Annotated in this window: 14 protein-coding genes; all 14 read right to left on the minus strand. The window is 66.5% G+C overall.

The features are described from left to right. Positions 1-118: 118 nt before the first annotated feature. The gene (locus tag IE122_RS06795; RefSeq protein ID WP_189620540.1) at positions 119-1,450 is read right to left on the minus strand and encodes an ammonium transporter; all 1,332 of its coding nucleotides are present in this window, start codon (positions 1,448-1,450) and stop codon (positions 119-121) included. Between the two features lie 14 nt (positions 1,451-1,464). Then, complete coding sequence (locus IE122_RS06800; RefSeq protein ID WP_189620362.1) at positions 1,465-1,803, minus strand: P-II family nitrogen regulator; 339 nt, start codon at positions 1,801-1,803, stop codon at positions 1,465-1,467. A gap of 151 nt (positions 1,804-1,954) precedes the next feature. Continuing rightward, complete coding sequence (locus tag IE122_RS06805; protein WP_189620363.1) at positions 1,955-2,659, minus strand: endonuclease/exonuclease/phosphatase family protein; 705 nt, start codon at positions 2,657-2,659, stop codon at positions 1,955-1,957. 82 nt (positions 2,660-2,741) lie between these two features. Beyond that, positions 2,742-4,265, minus strand: coding sequence for a peptide chain release factor 3 (locus IE122_RS06810; RefSeq protein ID WP_189620364.1), 1,524 nt, complete (start codon positions 4,263-4,265; stop codon positions 2,742-2,744). A gap of 52 nt (positions 4,266-4,317) precedes the next feature. After that, positions 4,318-5,067: an SDR family NAD(P)-dependent oxidoreductase gene (locus IE122_RS06815; protein ID WP_189620365.1), complete on the minus strand. Its 750-nt coding sequence runs from the start codon at positions 5,065-5,067 to the stop codon at positions 4,318-4,320. Positions 5,068-5,088: 21 nt separating this feature from the next. Beyond that, positions 5,089-5,979: an aldose 1-epimerase family protein gene (locus IE122_RS06820; protein ID WP_189620366.1), complete on the minus strand. Its 891-nt coding sequence runs from the start codon at positions 5,977-5,979 to the stop codon at positions 5,089-5,091. An 18-nt stretch (positions 5,980-5,997) separates the two neighbouring features. After that, complete coding sequence (gene pheT / locus IE122_RS06825; RefSeq protein WP_189620367.1) at positions 5,998-8,400, minus strand: phenylalanine--tRNA ligase subunit beta; 2,403 nt, start codon at positions 8,398-8,400, stop codon at positions 5,998-6,000. A gap of 26 nt (positions 8,401-8,426) precedes the next feature. Further along, entirely contained in the window at positions 8,427-9,530 is a 1,104-nt protein-coding gene (gene pheS / locus IE122_RS06830) for a phenylalanine--tRNA ligase subunit alpha (RefSeq protein ID WP_229813856.1), read from the minus strand. Positions 9,531-9,581: 51 nt separating this feature from the next. Continuing rightward, positions 9,582-9,908 carry a GIY-YIG nuclease family protein gene (locus IE122_RS06835; protein WP_189620541.1) on the minus strand — a complete coding sequence of 109 codons (327 nt, stop codon included), beginning with the start codon at positions 9,906-9,908 and terminating at the stop codon, positions 9,582-9,584. 145 nt (positions 9,909-10,053) lie between these two features. Beyond that, on the minus strand, positions 10,054-10,416 hold the full coding sequence (gene rplT / locus IE122_RS06840) for a 50S ribosomal protein L20 (RefSeq protein WP_189620369.1): 363 nt from the start codon (positions 10,414-10,416) through the stop codon (positions 10,054-10,056). 13 nt (positions 10,417-10,429) lie between these two features. Beyond that, positions 10,430-10,633, minus strand: coding sequence for a 50S ribosomal protein L35 (gene rpmI, locus IE122_RS06845; protein ID WP_156840769.1), 204 nt, complete (start codon positions 10,631-10,633; stop codon positions 10,430-10,432). Between the two features lie 161 nt (positions 10,634-10,794). Further along, positions 10,795-13,713 (minus strand): CHAT domain-containing protein, encoded by a 2,919-nt coding sequence (locus IE122_RS06850; RefSeq protein WP_189620370.1) that lies wholly within the window; start codon positions 13,711-13,713, stop codon positions 10,795-10,797. A 73-nt stretch (positions 13,714-13,786) separates the two neighbouring features. Further along, the gene (locus IE122_RS06855) at positions 13,787-14,254 is read right to left on the minus strand and encodes a gamma-glutamylcyclotransferase family protein (RefSeq protein WP_189620371.1); all 468 of its coding nucleotides are present in this window, start codon (positions 14,252-14,254) and stop codon (positions 13,787-13,789) included. 8 nt (positions 14,255-14,262) lie between these two features. Next, a complete protein-coding gene (hisN, locus tag IE122_RS06860) occupies positions 14,263-15,045 on the minus strand; it encodes a histidinol-phosphatase (protein WP_189620372.1) in 783 nt (260 codons plus the stop codon). Positions 15,046-15,192 lie beyond the last annotated feature (147 nt).

Below are 15,192 nucleotides of genomic sequence, written 5' to 3' on the forward strand. Positions count from 1 at the left end.
CGAAAAGAGGGCCGGAGCGGCTGGCTCCGGCCCATGAGTTTGTGTTCGCAGGAGGAACATCGGGTGGCGGGGTGGGGGGAGGAGAGGAGAAGGTCCCACCCCGCCAAGCTGTTGAAGTTTAGTTGTAAGCGCGCTCGCCATGTTCGCCGATGTCGAGACCTTCCTGTTCGACTTCGGGAGCGACACGCAGACCGGTAAGGGCCTTGGCGACAAAGATGGCGATGGTGGTGCCGATCGCTGCCCAAACCACCGAGACGAGGACCGCCTCGACCTGGATCAGCGTCTGCGCGCCCATCGAGACAGAACCGTCGCCGGGGCCGCCGAAGAACGGATCGTGCAGGAACCCGGTGGCGATAGCGCCGATCATGCCGCCGATACCGTGCACGCCGAATGCGTCCAGGGCGTCATCGTAGCCGAGCATGGGCTTGAGCTTGCTGACGGCGAAGAAGCAGATGACCGAAGCTACGGCACCAAGAACGACCGCTCCAAACGGGCCGACGTTGCCGGCAGCCGGGGTCACCGCGACCAGACCGGCAACAATGCCCGAGCAGAAGCCGAGAGCCGAACCCTTGTGACCGGCAAGACGCTCGGCGAGCATCCAGAACAGTCCAGCAGCAGCGGTGGCGACGAAAGTGTTGATCATGGCGAGGCCGGCAGTGCCGTCGGCTTCGAGTTCCGAGCCGGCGTTGAAACCGAACCAGCCCACCCAGAGGAGACCGGTGCCGATCATGGTCATGACGAGCGAGTGCGGCGGCATGGGTTCGGTAGGATAGCCGATGCGCTTGCCGAGGATGAGCGCCGCGACGAGCGCCGAGACACCGGCATTGATGTGCACGACCGTACCGCCGGCGAAGTCGAGGGCACCCCAGCCGAACATCAGGCCGTCAACGCCGCCTTCACCACCGGCAAACCACACCATGTGGGCGATCGGATAGTAAACGATCGTCGACCAGATGATGATGAAAACCATCGCGGCCGAGAACTTCATGCGTTCCACCGTTGCGCCGAAAACCAGGGCACCGGTGATGGCGGCGAACGTCATCTGGAAGCAGATGAACACATATTCGCTGATGACTTCATCAGAGAATGTCGCTGCCGTGCTCGCCGACGTCACGCCGCGAAGGAAGAGCTTCGAAAAGTCGGAGATGAAAGCGTTGTTGCTGCCGCCGAACGCCATCGTATAGCCGTACATGATCCACAGCAGCATACCCAATGCACCGGCGGCACCCACCTGCGTCATCGTGGAAAGCATGTTCTTGGAACGGGTAAGGCCGCCGTAGAACAGCGCGAGGCCCGGCAGGATCATCATCATGACCAGAACGGTCGAGGTCATCATCCAGGCGTTGTTGCCAGGGTTCGGCACGGGAGCAGCGTCGGCCGCCCATGCCGGGGCGGCGGCGAGCAGCGCCGTGCCGAGCACGCCGAGGCCGCCGAGAATTTTGCGGTTCATCATGAAAACCCTCCTCAGAGCGCGGTGTCGCCGGATTCGCCAGTGCGAATGCGGACGGCGGAAGCGAGGTCGAGAACGAAGATCTTGCCGTCGCCGATGGCTTCGGTGCTGGCCACCTGCTGGATCGTTTCGACGATCTTGGGTGCGAGGTCGTCCTGAGCGGCGACTTCGATCTTCACCTTAGGCAGCATGTTGGTGGAGTATTCGGCACCACGGTAGATTTCCGTCTGCCCCTTCTGGCGCCCAAAACCCTTCACTTCGGACACGGTCATCCCGGCAACGCCGATCGAGCCCAGTGCTTCACGAACTTCGTCGAGTTTGAAGGGCTTGATGATGGCTATGATGAACTTCATGCCTATCCCCTGTTAGCCACCGGCCCAGCGCCGGCTACCAACCTACGAAGCAAGGCCTGTGCCAATTTACTTATTGGCAATAAATCAACGGAGGTTCCCTCAGGTTGCCGCAGAATTCGGCCATAATGTCGCCCGATTCGCGTGCAGTTGCCTAAAAATTAGGCAAATTTATCTCGGCCAGAACCGGTAAATGATCCGATGCGGATGTAGATAGTGCGCTGTGGTGGACCCGGCTGGTCACCCCGTTCCAGTGCCGCGAGACGACGATGCGGTCGAGCTGGGCCACCGGGCGGACAGACGGAAAGCTGCGCCCCGGGGCCAGCACGCGCCAGTCATCGTCGAACGCGCGAAAGCAGCCGCCGTGCGTGGCCCATTCGTTGAAATCGCCCATCATCACGGTCGGGCAGGGCGCGGCACACCCGCCGATGTGCGCCAGCACGCTGCTGATCTGGTTGCGCCGGCGCAGGCCTGACAGATCAAGATGCATGCCGACCACACGGATGCGATGGCCGCCGACGGCAAAGTCCGCCCGCACCGCGCCGCGCGGCTCCAGCGTCGGCAGCGGCACCGCGCAGGCTTCCAGCAGATCGATGTCGCGCCGTGCCAGCAGCGCATTGCCGTGCCAGCCCAGGCTATCCGGCTTCATCGTCAGCGGAACCGGCACATAAGGCGTCGCTTCGTGGATCAGGTCGAGCGGCAGGACCGCCATGCGCCGGCCGAACCGGCGATCCACTTCCTGCAGCGCGACGATATCGGCGTCGATCTCGCGCAGCACTGACAATACGCGCTGCGGATCGCGCCGCCGGTCGGTGCCGACGGCCTTGTGGATGTTGTAACTGGCGACTTTCAACTTCACGGCAGGCGATCAGACCCGGATTTGCGTTGCAGGACAAGCCTGACAAACGGATCGCAGCGCCGGGTGTTTCCTGCCGGTCGCGTCACCGCTCCTTGGTGGCGCAGAACGTCAGGTCGGGGTTGCGTTCCTGCTGGTAGTTCACATCCCACGCGGAGCGGGCCATGAACACCGGATCGCCGTCGCGGTCGCGCGCAAGGTTCATCTTGTTGAACTCGGCGAAGTCACTCAGCGCCTTGTCCGTTCCCTTGAGCCAGCGCGCGGTATCGAAGGGGGCCGCTTCCAAGGTGGCGCCCACCTTGTACTCCGCCTCCAGCCGGCTGATCAGCACGTCGAGCTGGAGCTGGCCAACCACGCCGACCACCCATTGCGAGCCGATCTCGGGATAGAACACCTGGATCACCCCTTCCTCAGACAGGTCGTCGAGGGCCTTGCGCAACTGCTTGGTCTTGGTCGGGTCCTTCAAGGCGACGCGGCGCAGGATTTCGGGCGCGAAGTTGGGCAGGCCGGTAAAGCGCACCTGATTGCGTTCGGACAGCGTATCGCCCACCCGCAGGGTGCCGTGGTTCGGAATGCCGATGATATCGCCGGGCTCGGCGCTATCGGCCAGTTCGCGGTCCTGCGCAAAGAACAGGATCGGCGAATGGACCGCGATCGGCTTGCCAAGGCCCGATGGGGTCAACTTCATCCCGCGCTTGAAGGTGCCTGAAACCAGCCGCATGAAGGCGATGCGGTCTCTGTGCATCGGGTCCATATTGGCCTGGACCTTGAAGATGAAGCCGGTCACCTCGGCATTGTCCGGCTCGATCGTCCCGGCTTCGCTAGGCTGCGGGCGCGGCGGCGGGGCGAAGCGGGCGATGGCGTCGATCAGTTCGCTGACGCCGAAGTTCTTGAGCGCCGATCCGAAAAAGACGGGTGTCAGGTCGCCGCCGCGATAGGCGTCGATGTCGAAGGTGGGGTAGCCCGCTTCGGCCAGCTCCAGTTCCTCCGCCACATCGTCGGGCAGGGTGACGCCTTCCTCCACCGTGCCGAGGAATTCGCGGCTGGGGCCTTCGGGCCGGCTGACCTTGCGGCTGTCCAGATCGAGAATGCCCTGGAACTGCCCGCCCATGCCGATCGGCCAGGACATCGGGCAAACGTCCAGTGCCAGCTTGTCAGCCACTTCGTCCATGAGGTCGAAGCAGGCGCGCCCCTCTCGGTCCACCTTGTTGATGAAGGTGATGATCGGGACCGAACGCAGGCGGCACACTTCGAACAGCTTGCGGGTCTGCGGCTCGATGCCCTTGGCGGCGTCGATCACCATGATCGCCGAATCGACGGCGGTCAGCGTGCGATAGGTATCTTCGGAAAAGTCTTCGTGGCCCGGGGTGTCGAGGAGGTTGAAGGTGATCCCCTCGCGTTCGAAGGTCATGACCGAGCTGGTGACGGAAATCCCGCGCTGCTGCTCGATCTTCATCCAGTCAGACCGCGCGCGGCGGGCCTGTCCGCGCGCCTTGACTTCGCCGGCCAGATGGATCGCGCCACCTTGCAGCAGCAGCTTTTCGGTCAGCGTGGTCTTGCCGGCGTCGGGGTGGGAGATGATCGCGAAAGTGCGGCGGGTCTGGCTCATGGCTCGCGCCTTTAGAGCCGCGCGCCGCCGACCGCAACTTTACGGCGCACGTTCAGGTGCCACGATAGACCTGGAACGGGCTGAACGCCTGGTTCACCGGCATCACTTCCATCGCGTTGATGTTCACCCGCGCCGGCCGGCTCACCACCCACAGCACCATTTCGGCGATATCGGCGGGGGTCAGCGGATCGACCCCGGCATAAAGCGCGTCCGATGCGGACTGATCGCCGCCGGTGCGGATGACGGTGAACTCGGTCTCCACCATCCCCGGCTCGATCGATGTCACCCGCACCCCGGTCCCCGAAAGATCGGAGCGCAACGCCAGGCTGAACTGGCGCACGAACGCCTTCGACCCGGCATAGACATTGCCGCCGGGATAGGGATAGCTGGCCGCGACGGACGACAGGTTGACGATGGAGCCCCGGCTCTCGATCAGCGCGGGCAGCAGCTTGTGGGTGAACGAGACCAGCGCGGTGATGTTGGTGTCGATCATCGTCTTCCACCCGGCAAGGTCGGCGGTCTGCGCGGGGCCGGTGCCCAGCGCCAGCCCGGCGTTGTTGACCAGACAGTCGATCTGCCTGAACGCCTCGGGCAGGGCATCCAGCGCGGCATCGCGCGCCGCTTCGTCGCGGACGTCGAACCGGCAGGGGTGGAAACGCTCGGCTCCGAATTCCGCAGTCATGGCGTCCAGTCGCTCGGCCCGCCGGCCGGTGCCGATCACCCGCCAGCCGCCGTCGATCAGCGCGCGGGTGCAGGCTTCGCCGATCCCCGACGTGGCACCGGTGATAAGAGCGGTTTTCATGGGGTCAACTCCTTGCCGGGGTCAGTCTGCGGAAAGCACCGTCACGTTCATGCGCATCACGTGCTCGGCCCCCGGGGCGAGCGATAGTATGCCCGGCTTGGCGGCAAGATCGCCCGAAAAGCCGACCGGATCGGCAATTCCCTGCCACGGCTCGATGCACAGATAGGCCGCCCCGGGCTTCTGCCACAGGCCGAGCATCGGCGTATCGGGAAACTCCACCAGCAGTTGCGCCCCGCCCGGCGCACCATATGTCAGCGCGGCGCTGTTCAGGCGGTCCCAGATCACGGCGTCTGCCTCGAACAGCGCGGCATTGAGCGGCAGGTGATGGCCTGCGACCGGGGTGGGAAAGGTCTCGGCCAGCAGCAGTCCGCTGCCGGGATCGATCCGCCGCACGTCCTGCGGTTCGGCCTCGGCAAAGGCGATCACATGATCGGCCTTGGGCGCGCCGCCGGGCAGCGGCCAGGCAAACGCGGGGTGAAAGCCGAAGCTGAAGGGCAGGGTGGTGCTGCCCGCATTGCGCACCGTGGCCGTCATGCGCAGGGAGGCCCCCTCCAGCACGAAGGCCAGCTCCAGCTCGAAGGCGAACGGGAAGACCGCGCGCGTTTGCGCGTCATCGCGCAGGACCAGCCGCGCGCTGTTGGTTTCCGATTCTTCCAGCGCGAACAGTGACCGGCGGGCGAACCCGTGCTTGGTCAGGGTGAACTCTTGGCCGTCCACGCGCATGCGATCCTCGCGCACCGCGCCGACGATCGGGAACAGCACGGGCGCGTGGCCGGTCCAGAATGCCGGATCGGCATCAGTCATGAACTCGCGGCCACGGCGGTCTGTCAAAGACCATAGCTCGGCCCCGAGCAGGTTGATCCGTGCCGTGAGATCGCCGGAGGTGATGGTTGCGAAAGTCCCGTCAGTCACCGACGTTCTCCGTTCCGTTCAGCCCCGCAGCACCGCGCCCAGCTTGGCCGCCGCTGCCTTGACCTTCTCGGTCACCGCCTTGAGGTCTTCGTCCTTGTAGCTCTTTTCCAAGGGCTGCAGGGTGACCTCGAGGGCGAGCGACTTTTGCCCTTCCGGAACCCCTTGGCCCCGGAAATCGTCGAACAGCCGCGCCGCGACGATGTTGGCCTTGTCCGCCCCCTGCACCAGCCGGACGAGATCGCCCGCCGGCACCTCCAGCGGCACCAGGAACGCAAAGTCGCGCTTCACGGCCTGCAAAGCGGGCGGCGCGTAATGGGTGCGGGCAAAGGTCGCCGCGCCCTTGCGGCCGGGGATCGCATCGAGGAACAGCTCGACCATGGCGACCGGGCCGTCGATGTCGAACCGGCGGGCGGTGGCCGGGTGGACCATGCCGAAGCGGGCCAGCACGGTCTTGGGGCCCAGGCGCAGCGTGGCGGACTGGCCGGGGTGGAACTGCGGCCCGGCCTCGCCCATCACTTGCAGCTTGTCGACCGGGGCACCCGCCTCGGCCAGCAGCGCCAGCGCTTCGGCCTTGGCGTCGAAAGCGTCGAACGGCGCGGCCTTGCCGGTCGCCCAGCCACGCGGTGCCTTGTCCCCGGCCAGCACGACCGCGAGCGACAGCCGCTCATCGCTCGACCCGTCTGCGGCGCGCAGATAGCGGCGGCCGATCTCGAACAGCCGCAGGCTGGCGGCACCGCGATCGAGGTTGCGCCGGGCGGCGGACAGCAGCCCCGGCAGCAGCGACGGCCGCATCGCCTTCATGTCCTCGCTGATCGGGTTGGCAAGAATCCACAGCGGCTGGTCGGGCAGCGCGAAGACCTCGGCCTCGGCAACCGGCAGGAACGACCAGGTGACCGCTTCGTTCGCTCCCCGCGCGGCGGCAGCGCGGCGCAGGCGGCGTTCCAGCTTCTGGGCCGGGGTGGCGGTGGGCAGCGCCACGCCGTCCGCGCGCGGCAGCGGCACGCTCGCGATCCGGTCGATGCCGTGGATGCGCACCACTTCCTCGACGATATCGGGCGCGCCGCCCACGTCCGGACGCCAGCCGGGAACGCTGATCGCCCAGCCGTCCTGCGTAATGACCGGCGAGAAGCCGAGCGCTTCGAGAATGCGCTGCTGTTCGTTCGGGGATACTGCCACCCCGCCCAGCGCCTGCGTCAGCGCCGGATCGAAGTGGATGATGTTCGGCGTCGTCGGCGCGGCACCGGCGCGCACCACTTCGGACGCCTCGCCGCCGCAGATCCGCAGGATCAGGTCGGTCAGGATGTCGAGCCCGACATCGAGGAACGCCGGGTCCACGCCGCGCTCGAACCGGCCGCGCGCGTCCGATGTGAGGTTGAGCTTGCGCCCGGTCGCGGCGATGCGCTCCGGATCGAAATAGGCGATCTCCAGCAGCACGTCGGTGGTGCTTTCGGAGCAGCCCGAATGCGCCCCGCCCATGATCCCGGCAATGTCATGGACGCCGCTGTCGTCGGCGATCACCGTCATCGCGCTGTCGAGGACATAGGTCTTCTCGTTCAGCGCGACGACCTCTTCGCCGTCCTTGGCCCGGCGGGCCACGACCGCGCCGTTCAGCCTGGCAAGATCATAGGCGTGAGCGGGGCGGCCGAAGGCGAGCATGACGTAGTTGGTGATGTCCACCAGCGCCGAAATCGGCCGCTGCCCGGCGGCCTTGAGCCGCGCCTGCATCCATTCCGGCGAAGCGCCGTTCGTCACGCCTTTGATCACCCGGCCGTAAAATGCCGGGCAACCTTCGGCATCGTCCGTGCGGATTTCGACTGGGCAGGGGAAAGCCCCCGCCACCGGCGGTACCGTAAACGGCTTGAGCGTACCAAGCCCCGCCGCCGCCAGATCGCGGGCGATGCCGTAAACGCCCATGCAATCGGGCCGGTTCGGCGTGATGGCCACGTCCAGCACCGGATCGGCACCGTGATAGTCCGAAAACGCGGTGCCGACCGGCGCGTCTTGCGGCAGTTCGATGATGCCGTCGTGATCGTCGCCCAGTTCCAGTTCGCGGGTCGAACACATCATCCCGTTCGATTCGACGCCGCGAACAGCCGCCTTCTTCAGCGCCATGCCGTTGGCCGGTACCACCGCGCCCGGCAGGCCCAGCACGCTGACCAGCCCGGCCCGAGCATTGGGCGCACCGCACACCACCTGCAGCGGCGCGCCGTCTCCGGTGTCCACGGTGAGCACTTGCAGCTTGTCGGCATCGGGATGGCGCGCGGCGGTCAGCACGCGGGCCACGCGGAACCCGGCCAGCTTTTCCGCCGGGTTCTCGATGCCGTCCACCTCTAGCCCGATGGCGTTGAGCTTGCCGGCGATCTGTTCGAGCGAGGCGTCTGTTTGGAGGAAATACTTGAGCCACGAGAGCGAGAATTTCATGTCGGGTATCCTTGTCCGCTCTCAGTTCAGGCGGGCGTGCCGACGCCGCCCGAAAGGGTCGGCACGTCAAGCGCGGCGAAGCCGTAATGCGAAAGCCAGCGGGCATCGCCGTCGAAGAAGGCGCGCAGGTCGTCCATGCCGTACTTGAGCATGGCCAGCCGGTCGACGCCGGTGCCGAAGGCGAAGCCCTGCCACTCATCCGGGTCCAGGCCGCCGGCCGCGATGACCTTGCGGTTGACCATGCCCGAACCCAGCACTTCCATCCAGCCGCCACCACTGGCATCGCCGCTGCCGCCGATCACGCGCTTGCCGTTGATGAGGGTATAGCCCACGTCCACTTCCACCGAAGGCTCGGTGAACGGGAAGTAGGACGGGCGCAGGCGCAGCACCACGTCGTCACGCTCGAAAAAGGCCTTGAGGAAGGTTTCCAGCGTCCACTTGAGGTGGCCCAGATGAATGCCCTTGTCGATGACCAGCCCTTCGATCTGGTGGAACATCGGCGTGTGGGTGGCATCGCTGTCGGAACGATAGACCCGGCCCGGCGCGATGATCCGCAGCGGCGCGCCTTGCGCGATCATCGCGCGGATCTGCACCGGCGAGGTGTGCGTGCGCAGCAGCATCTCGCGGCCCGCTTCGTTGCGGTCGGGGAAGTAGAATGTATCGTGCATCGCCCGCGCGGGATGGCTTTCGGGCATGTTGAGCGCGGTGAAGTTATGCCAGTCGTCCTCGATCTCTGGGCCGGTGGCGACCGCGAAGCCAAGGTCGGCGAACACTTCGGCCAGCTCGTCCATCACTTGCGCAATCGGATGGACGCTGCCGCGCGGGGCATCGGGGGCGGGGAGGGTCAGATCGATCGTCTCGGCGGCCAGCCGGGCTTCGAGCGCGGCGCTTTCGAGCGCGATCTTGCGCTCCGCCAGCGCCGCGGTGACGCTTTCGCGCAGGGCGTGGATCTTCGGTCCCTCGATCGTGCGCTCTTCCGGCGTCATCTTGCCGAGCGTCTTGAGCAGGCCGGAGATCGAGCCCTGTTTGCCCAGCAACGCAACACGCAGGGCCTCCAAGGCATCGAGGGTGGTTGTCGCGGCGATCTCGTCGAGAGTGCGCCGTGCGGCGACGTCAAGTTCACTTGCCATCATAATCCTCGTCATTCCCGCGAAAGCGGGAACCTATCTCCTGCCCATGCTTCAAGCGAGACGCTGCGGTGGCAGCGGTTCGAAGCCGAGGTCCAGCGCAAGATCGCGCCAGTCCGGATTGGCCTTTTCAATCAACTCGATCTTCCAGGATCGATTCCACTTCTTTATCCGCTTTTCCCTCACGATCGCATGTTCCATCGTCGCGTGGTGCTCGAACCAGACCAGTCGGTGGACGCCGTAGTCTTTTGTGAAGCTCGCGATCAAGCCTTCCCGGTGCTGATGTAGCCGCTGCAGCAGGTTTGACGTGAACCCGACGTAGAGCCTGCCCTGACGGCGCGAAGCCAAGAGATAAACTGCCGGCTGAAAGGCGTCGCGCATCGGCACTGTCCGGAGATGGGTTCCCGCTTTCGCGGGAATGACGAAGCGTGGAAGAAAGTTGAAGAATTGCATGGAAAGGGCGTGGACAGCAATTGCCGGCCACGCCCCTCTCTATCCCGTCAAGGACGCAATCCGTGCCGTCAGCTTACGCGGCCGGCAGCGCAGCCTTTGCCTGGGCGATGACGGCAGCGAACACGCCGCCTTCGTTCATCGCAAGGTCGGCCATCGTCTTGCGGTCCAGTTCGATCCCGGCCAGCTTGGTGCCGTGGATGAACTGCGAATACGTCAGGCCTTCGGCGCGGACAGCGGCGTTGATGCGCTGGATCCACAGGGCACGGAAGGTGCGCTTCTTGTTCTTGCGGTCACGATACGCGTACTGGCCGGCCTTTTCGACGGCCTGGCGGGCAACGCGGATGGTGTTCTTGCGACGACCCCGGAAGCCCTTGGCCTGTTCCAGAATCCGCTTGTGCTTGGCGCGGGTGGTGACACCCCTCTTGATACGGCTCATCTGTCAGCGCTCCTCAGTTCAGCCCGTAGGGCGCCCACTTCTTGATCACCTTCGCGTCGGCGTCCGAAATCACTTCGGTGCCGCGGTTCTGGCGGATGTACTTGCCGTTATGGCTGATCAGGCGGTGGCGCTTGCCGGCGACGCCGTGCTTCACCTTGCCGGTGGCGGTGATCTTGAAGCGCTTCTTCACACCGCTCTTGGTCTTCAACTTGGGCATTTTCGTCTCCTTGGTCAGGACGCGTCCCGCCGGCCGTGGCAGCCCTTTTCGCCAGGCCGACCCGCGAATCATCGTGTGTCACGAGACCCTATCGCGTCGTTCGAAGCGCGGGCCCCTAATGCACGAACCCGGCAAAAGCAAGGGCAAGGGTGCCCGCGCCGTCAGGGGGCGACCGGCACGAACGGGGCCCACAATGCCGGATCGGCCCCATCGGCGATGTCGGTCCCGTCTATCAGCCGGAGCTGCGCCTGCCGCAGGGCTTCGGCCTCGGTCAGGCCCCTGGCCTTGCCGCGCACCGTATCGCGCACCAGCCGGGCGGCGGCATCATCGCGCACCGGCCAGTGCGATACCAGCAGCGAGCGGGCACCGGCATGGATGAAGGCGGCGGCAAGGCCGCCCAGCGTCTGCCCGTCGGTGCCGCTGGCAGTGTCGCAGGCGGACAGGATCACCCAGTCCGCATCAAGCCGCAACTGCGTGATCTCGGACGCGGTCAGCAAGCCGTCGCTGTCGGTTGCCGGGCCGGGCGTGGGTCCGGGGGTGGGGGCTGCGGCCGGGCTCAGGACCAGCGCGGGTTCCACCAGCCCCGGCCGGTCCCCCCCGGCCAGACCATGCGTGGCAAAGGCGATGACGCCGTAACGGGTCAGGTCGCGGGTGCGCAGCGCCTGCTCGCTTGCCGCCGCGCCGGTCAGGATATCGGCCCCCTTGCGGCCGACTGCGGCACCGATATCGGCAAGTTCCGTGGCGGCGGCGGGAAGCTCTGGCAGGCCGGCAAACCGGGGGTCCGCGGAGACGACAGCCAGATCGGGGTCGCCCAGCCCGAGGAAGCGGCCGGCATTGGCGCTGGTGCGCGACGGGCCGGTGATCGGGCGCAGCGAGGCGAGCACGCTGACCGATCGGCTGCGGATCAGCCAGGCCACCTTGGCGGGTTCGACCCTGGTCGTGTCAGTGGGGAGGTCGGCAGCGATCAGCAGCGCCGGCGGCACCGTCGCCAGTGCGCCCGACGCATAATAGAGCAGCTCCGGGCGTCCCTTGAGCGCGGCTTCGCTGCCGGCCGGGAACAGCGTCTGGTACAGCGTGCGCGCGTCGGCATAGTCGAACGCCTTGGGCACGGTCGGGTCGTTGCGGCTCTCGACCGAGGCGCGCAGCGCCTTGATCTGCCGTTGGACCTGCGATCGCGGCGAAGCCACCCGGCTCCAGGTCAGCCCGTCGCGGTTGACGACGAGGGTGATGATCGCATTGTCCAGCGCCAGCGGGGCGATCAGCGCCTGGCGAGGCGAAAGGCTGGCGCGGTAATCGGCCAGCGCGATCGGCGCGGGGCGGCCCAATTGGCGATACTGCGGCGCTAGCCGGTCCAGTTCATCGCCGGCCCGGGCGATGGCGGCGTCGTTTTCCTCGATCCGCGCGGCCAGTTGCGCGATCTCGGCGGCATCGCCCGCGCCTATCGCGAAGGCGCGTTCGCGGTCCAGTGTCTGGCGCTGGCGGATACGATCCTGAAACTCGCGGATCTTTTCGGCGGTGCGGGGGTCAGATGCGGCCGCCCGCGCGGCGACTTCGCTGGTGACCAGCACGACGTCGGACAAGTTGGCAAGCTGGAGATAGCGGAACGCCTCGTCCGGCCTGCCGCTTTCCAGTGCCAGCTCGGTCATGGCGGAGAAGCTGGCGGAAAAGGCAGGGCCCCAGCGCACCAGATCGCCCCGGCTGGTCGAAGCATCGAGCAGCCGGGTTTCGGCCAGCGCGGCGAAGTGGCTGCCCAGATCATAAGCCTCGGCCGTCCTGCCGTTGCGGCCGAGCAGGCGGGCATAGGCGATCTCGGCGGACAGCCGGCGCGTATCGCTCTCTTCGTACTTGGCACGGACCACGGTGATCGCCGGAGTGGCCATCGCCAGCGCTTCGGCCGGGCGATCGGCAAGCAGCATCGTCATCGCCAGTTCCAGCCGGGTCCGGGCCCGCTCGGGATTGTCGGCAGGGGCAGCGGCGTCGATCATATCGGCGGCGCGTTGCCGCCGCTCCAGCGCCAGCCCGATGTCGCCCCGTGCCTCGGCGGCGTCGGCGGCGAAGCGAAGCGGGAAGGCCGGGCTGATCGGATCGCGCTTGATGGTCGCCTTCTGGTGAAAATCGAGCGAGGCCAGCCACAGCGCCTCCGCCTCCTCGACCCGGTCGAGCGAGAACAGCACATGCGCATAGTTGGACAGCGATATCGCCCGGTAGAACCAGCTTTCCGTCTGGTACATGCCTTCAAGGTCCACCACCTTGTGCAAGGCGGCCTCGGCTTCGGCATAGCGACCGGTGGCGCTGTACAGTGCGCCGAGGTTGCCCAGTGCCAGGGTTACCGTCGGGTTCGATTCGGGCAGGTTGGTCAGCGCCCACTTGGCGGCGCGCTGACCCTCGTCCAACGCATCTTCCACCCGTCCGATCATGTAGAGCGTGCCCGCGTGCGATGCGAGCTGGTTGACGATCATCGCGTCTCCCGGCGGCAGGCACTGGACCGCAAGGCTGGCGGAGATGCCGTATTCGCGCTCGGCATCGGCGTAGTGCCCGCGTGCATAGGCCACGGTGCCAAGGCCATTATGGGCAAAGCTGGCTTCGGCCGACTGGGCACCGAACAGCCGCTCGGCAAGGTCCAGTGCGCGGGTCGCCGAATCGCCCGCCTCGGCAACGTGGCCACCATCCGCCAGCACCGATGTCATGACTGACAGCGCATCGGTTGCCAGCCGGCTTTCCTGCAGGCCGTTGGCCTCGATCAGCCGCAGCGCCTCTTTGCCTTCGACCTGCGCCTGATCGACCTGATCGGAATAGTCCAACGACCACGCCAGCCAGGTCTGTGCCTGGACCAGCGTTGCCGGATCGGGATTGCCCTTGCGCTTGAGATCGCGAATGAACGCGCGCCAGCGCTCGGCTTGCCCGGCGGCATCGCTGAAGCGGTCGGCGGTGATCAGACCGGCGAACTGGCGATCCAGCGGCGAAGCGTCATCGGGGAGCGATTGCGGCGCGGGGGCGGTGCTGCACGTGGCGAAGGCGGGGCCGGCACCCAGCGCGAGCAGCGCGGCCATCGCGCCGCCGGTAAGTCTCGCGATACGCACGCCCCGTTTCTCCTCCTGCCCCGGATCCTGCCGGTGTACCGGGGAAACTTGCGCATTTACAAGGGGGGCGGGGCTAAACGAAGCTGCCGCGCCGGACCCGATACGGCCGATGGCCGGTCGCTGCCAGCCAACCTTCGAAGCTGCCCCCCCGTATCGCCTGTGCGCTGCGCGGCAGGGGGCCATCGAACCGGTAGACCTGCGCAGTGATCGACCGCTTGCCGGGCCGCGCTACGGCGACCGTTTCGCGCCAGTAGGCCGATCGTGCGCGGTTGCCGAGGCGGCATTCCTCATAACCGTCTATCAGCGCCAGCAGGCGCGGTGTGAAGCTGGGGCGGGCGGCGTAGAGGCGACCCGTCACCACGCCGTCGGGCGCGCGGCTCAGCACCGGATACCAGCCCTGCGCCGTCGGCACCGCATGAAGCCGTCCGGTGATGCGCGCCGGTCCGACCAGCCGCATGTGGCGCTTGACGATGGCGGCGAAGGGATTGTCTGCTGTCCCCGCCAGCGTGCCGTAGAAGAAGAACCGCCGGGGCTTGGTCAAGCCGTGCCTCAGTGATCGCAGGCCAGGCCTTCGATCACATCCTCCAGCCGCGCCGGATCGCCCAGCGCGATGACATGACCGTCGGACCCGGCATGGAGCGGATCGCCGTTCCAGTCGCACATGGTGCCGCCGGCCCCCTCAACCACCGGCACCAGCGCCGCCCAGTCGTGCAGCTTGAGCCCGGCTTCGCACACCACGTCGATCTGTCCGCTGGCGAGCAGGCCGTAATTATAGCAATCGCCACCCATCATCATCCGGCGATGATCGGTCCGCGCCGCCAGCGCCATGAAATGCTGGCCCTGGTGATCGTCGAAGTAGTGCGGCCCGGTGGTCGCCAGCATCGCTTGCGCCAGCGTCGAACATGCTCTGGTGCGGACCGGCTGGCCGTTAAAGGTGGTGGGCAGGCCGCTGGCTCCGACCCAGCGTTCGCGCAGGATCGGCTGGTCGATCAGCCCCAGCACCGGCCAGCCATCCACCAGCAGCGCGATCAGCGTGCCGAAGATCGGCCGGCCGCCGATGAACGACACCGTGCCGTCGATCGGATCGAGCACCCAGGTCCGGCCGGAGTTGCCTTCCTCGGTGCCGAATTCCTCGCCGATGATGCCGTCGCGCGGGGCTTCGGCCCGCAGGATGCGGCGCATCGCTTCCTCGGCGGCACGATCGGCCACTGTCACCGGCGAGGCATCGGCCTTGCGCTCGGTATCCGCAAGGCTGCGAAAGTGCGGGCGGATGGCTTCCCCGGCGGCGTCGGCCAGGCGCATCGCCAGAGCCAGTTCCTGTTCGATCTTCATCCTGCCCTAAGGCCACCGGCGACGCCCAAGGTCAAGGCCAAGGGTTCGCTGTACCACCGCCAAGGATGAACGTCTTGTAAGTTCATAACACAATTTGACATGAATCCCGGAAGATAAGGGGCTTTGCACCGCAGATATGCAAAGCCT

It is taken from the genome of Novosphingobium colocasiae (assembly GCF_014652555.1).
In the GTDB taxonomy this organism is placed as follows: Bacteria; Pseudomonadota; Alphaproteobacteria; order Sphingomonadales; family Sphingomonadaceae; genus Novosphingobium; species Novosphingobium colocasiae.

Excerpts from the sequence above, each read along its gene's own strand:
- IE122_RS06795 (WP_189620540.1), bottom strand. The coding sequence starts at position 1,450 with ATGAACCGCAAAATTCTCGGCGGCCTCGGCGTGCTCGGCACGGCGCTG.
- IE122_RS06835 (WP_189620541.1), bottom strand. The coding sequence starts at position 9,908 with ATGCGCGACGCCTTTCAGCCGGCAGTTTATCTCTTGGCTTCGCGCCGT.
- IE122_RS06810 (WP_189620364.1), bottom strand. The coding sequence starts at position 4,265 with ATGAGCCAGACCCGCCGCACTTTCGCGATCATCTCCCACCCCGACGCC.
- pheT (WP_189620367.1), bottom strand. The coding sequence starts at position 8,400 with ATGAAATTCTCGCTCTCGTGGCTCAAGTATTTCCTCCAAACAGACGCC.
- hisN (WP_189620372.1), bottom strand. The coding sequence starts at position 15,045 with ATGAAGATCGAACAGGAACTGGCTCTGGCGATGCGCCTGGCCGACGCC.
- rpmI (WP_156840769.1), bottom strand. The coding sequence starts at position 10,633 with ATGCCCAAGTTGAAGACCAAGAGCGGTGTGAAGAAGCGCTTCAAGATC.
- IE122_RS06800 (WP_189620362.1), bottom strand. The coding sequence starts at position 1,803 with ATGAAGTTCATCATAGCCATCATCAAGCCCTTCAAACTCGACGAAGTT.
- IE122_RS06815 (WP_189620365.1), bottom strand. The coding sequence starts at position 5,067 with ATGAAAACCGCTCTTATCACCGGTGCCACGTCGGGGATCGGCGAAGCC.
- pheS (WP_229813856.1), bottom strand. The coding sequence starts at position 9,530 with ATGGCAAGTGAACTTGACGTCGCCGCACGGCGCACTCTCGACGAGATC.
- rplT (WP_189620369.1), bottom strand. The coding sequence starts at position 10,416 with ATGAGCCGTATCAAGAGGGGTGTCACCACCCGCGCCAAGCACAAGCGG.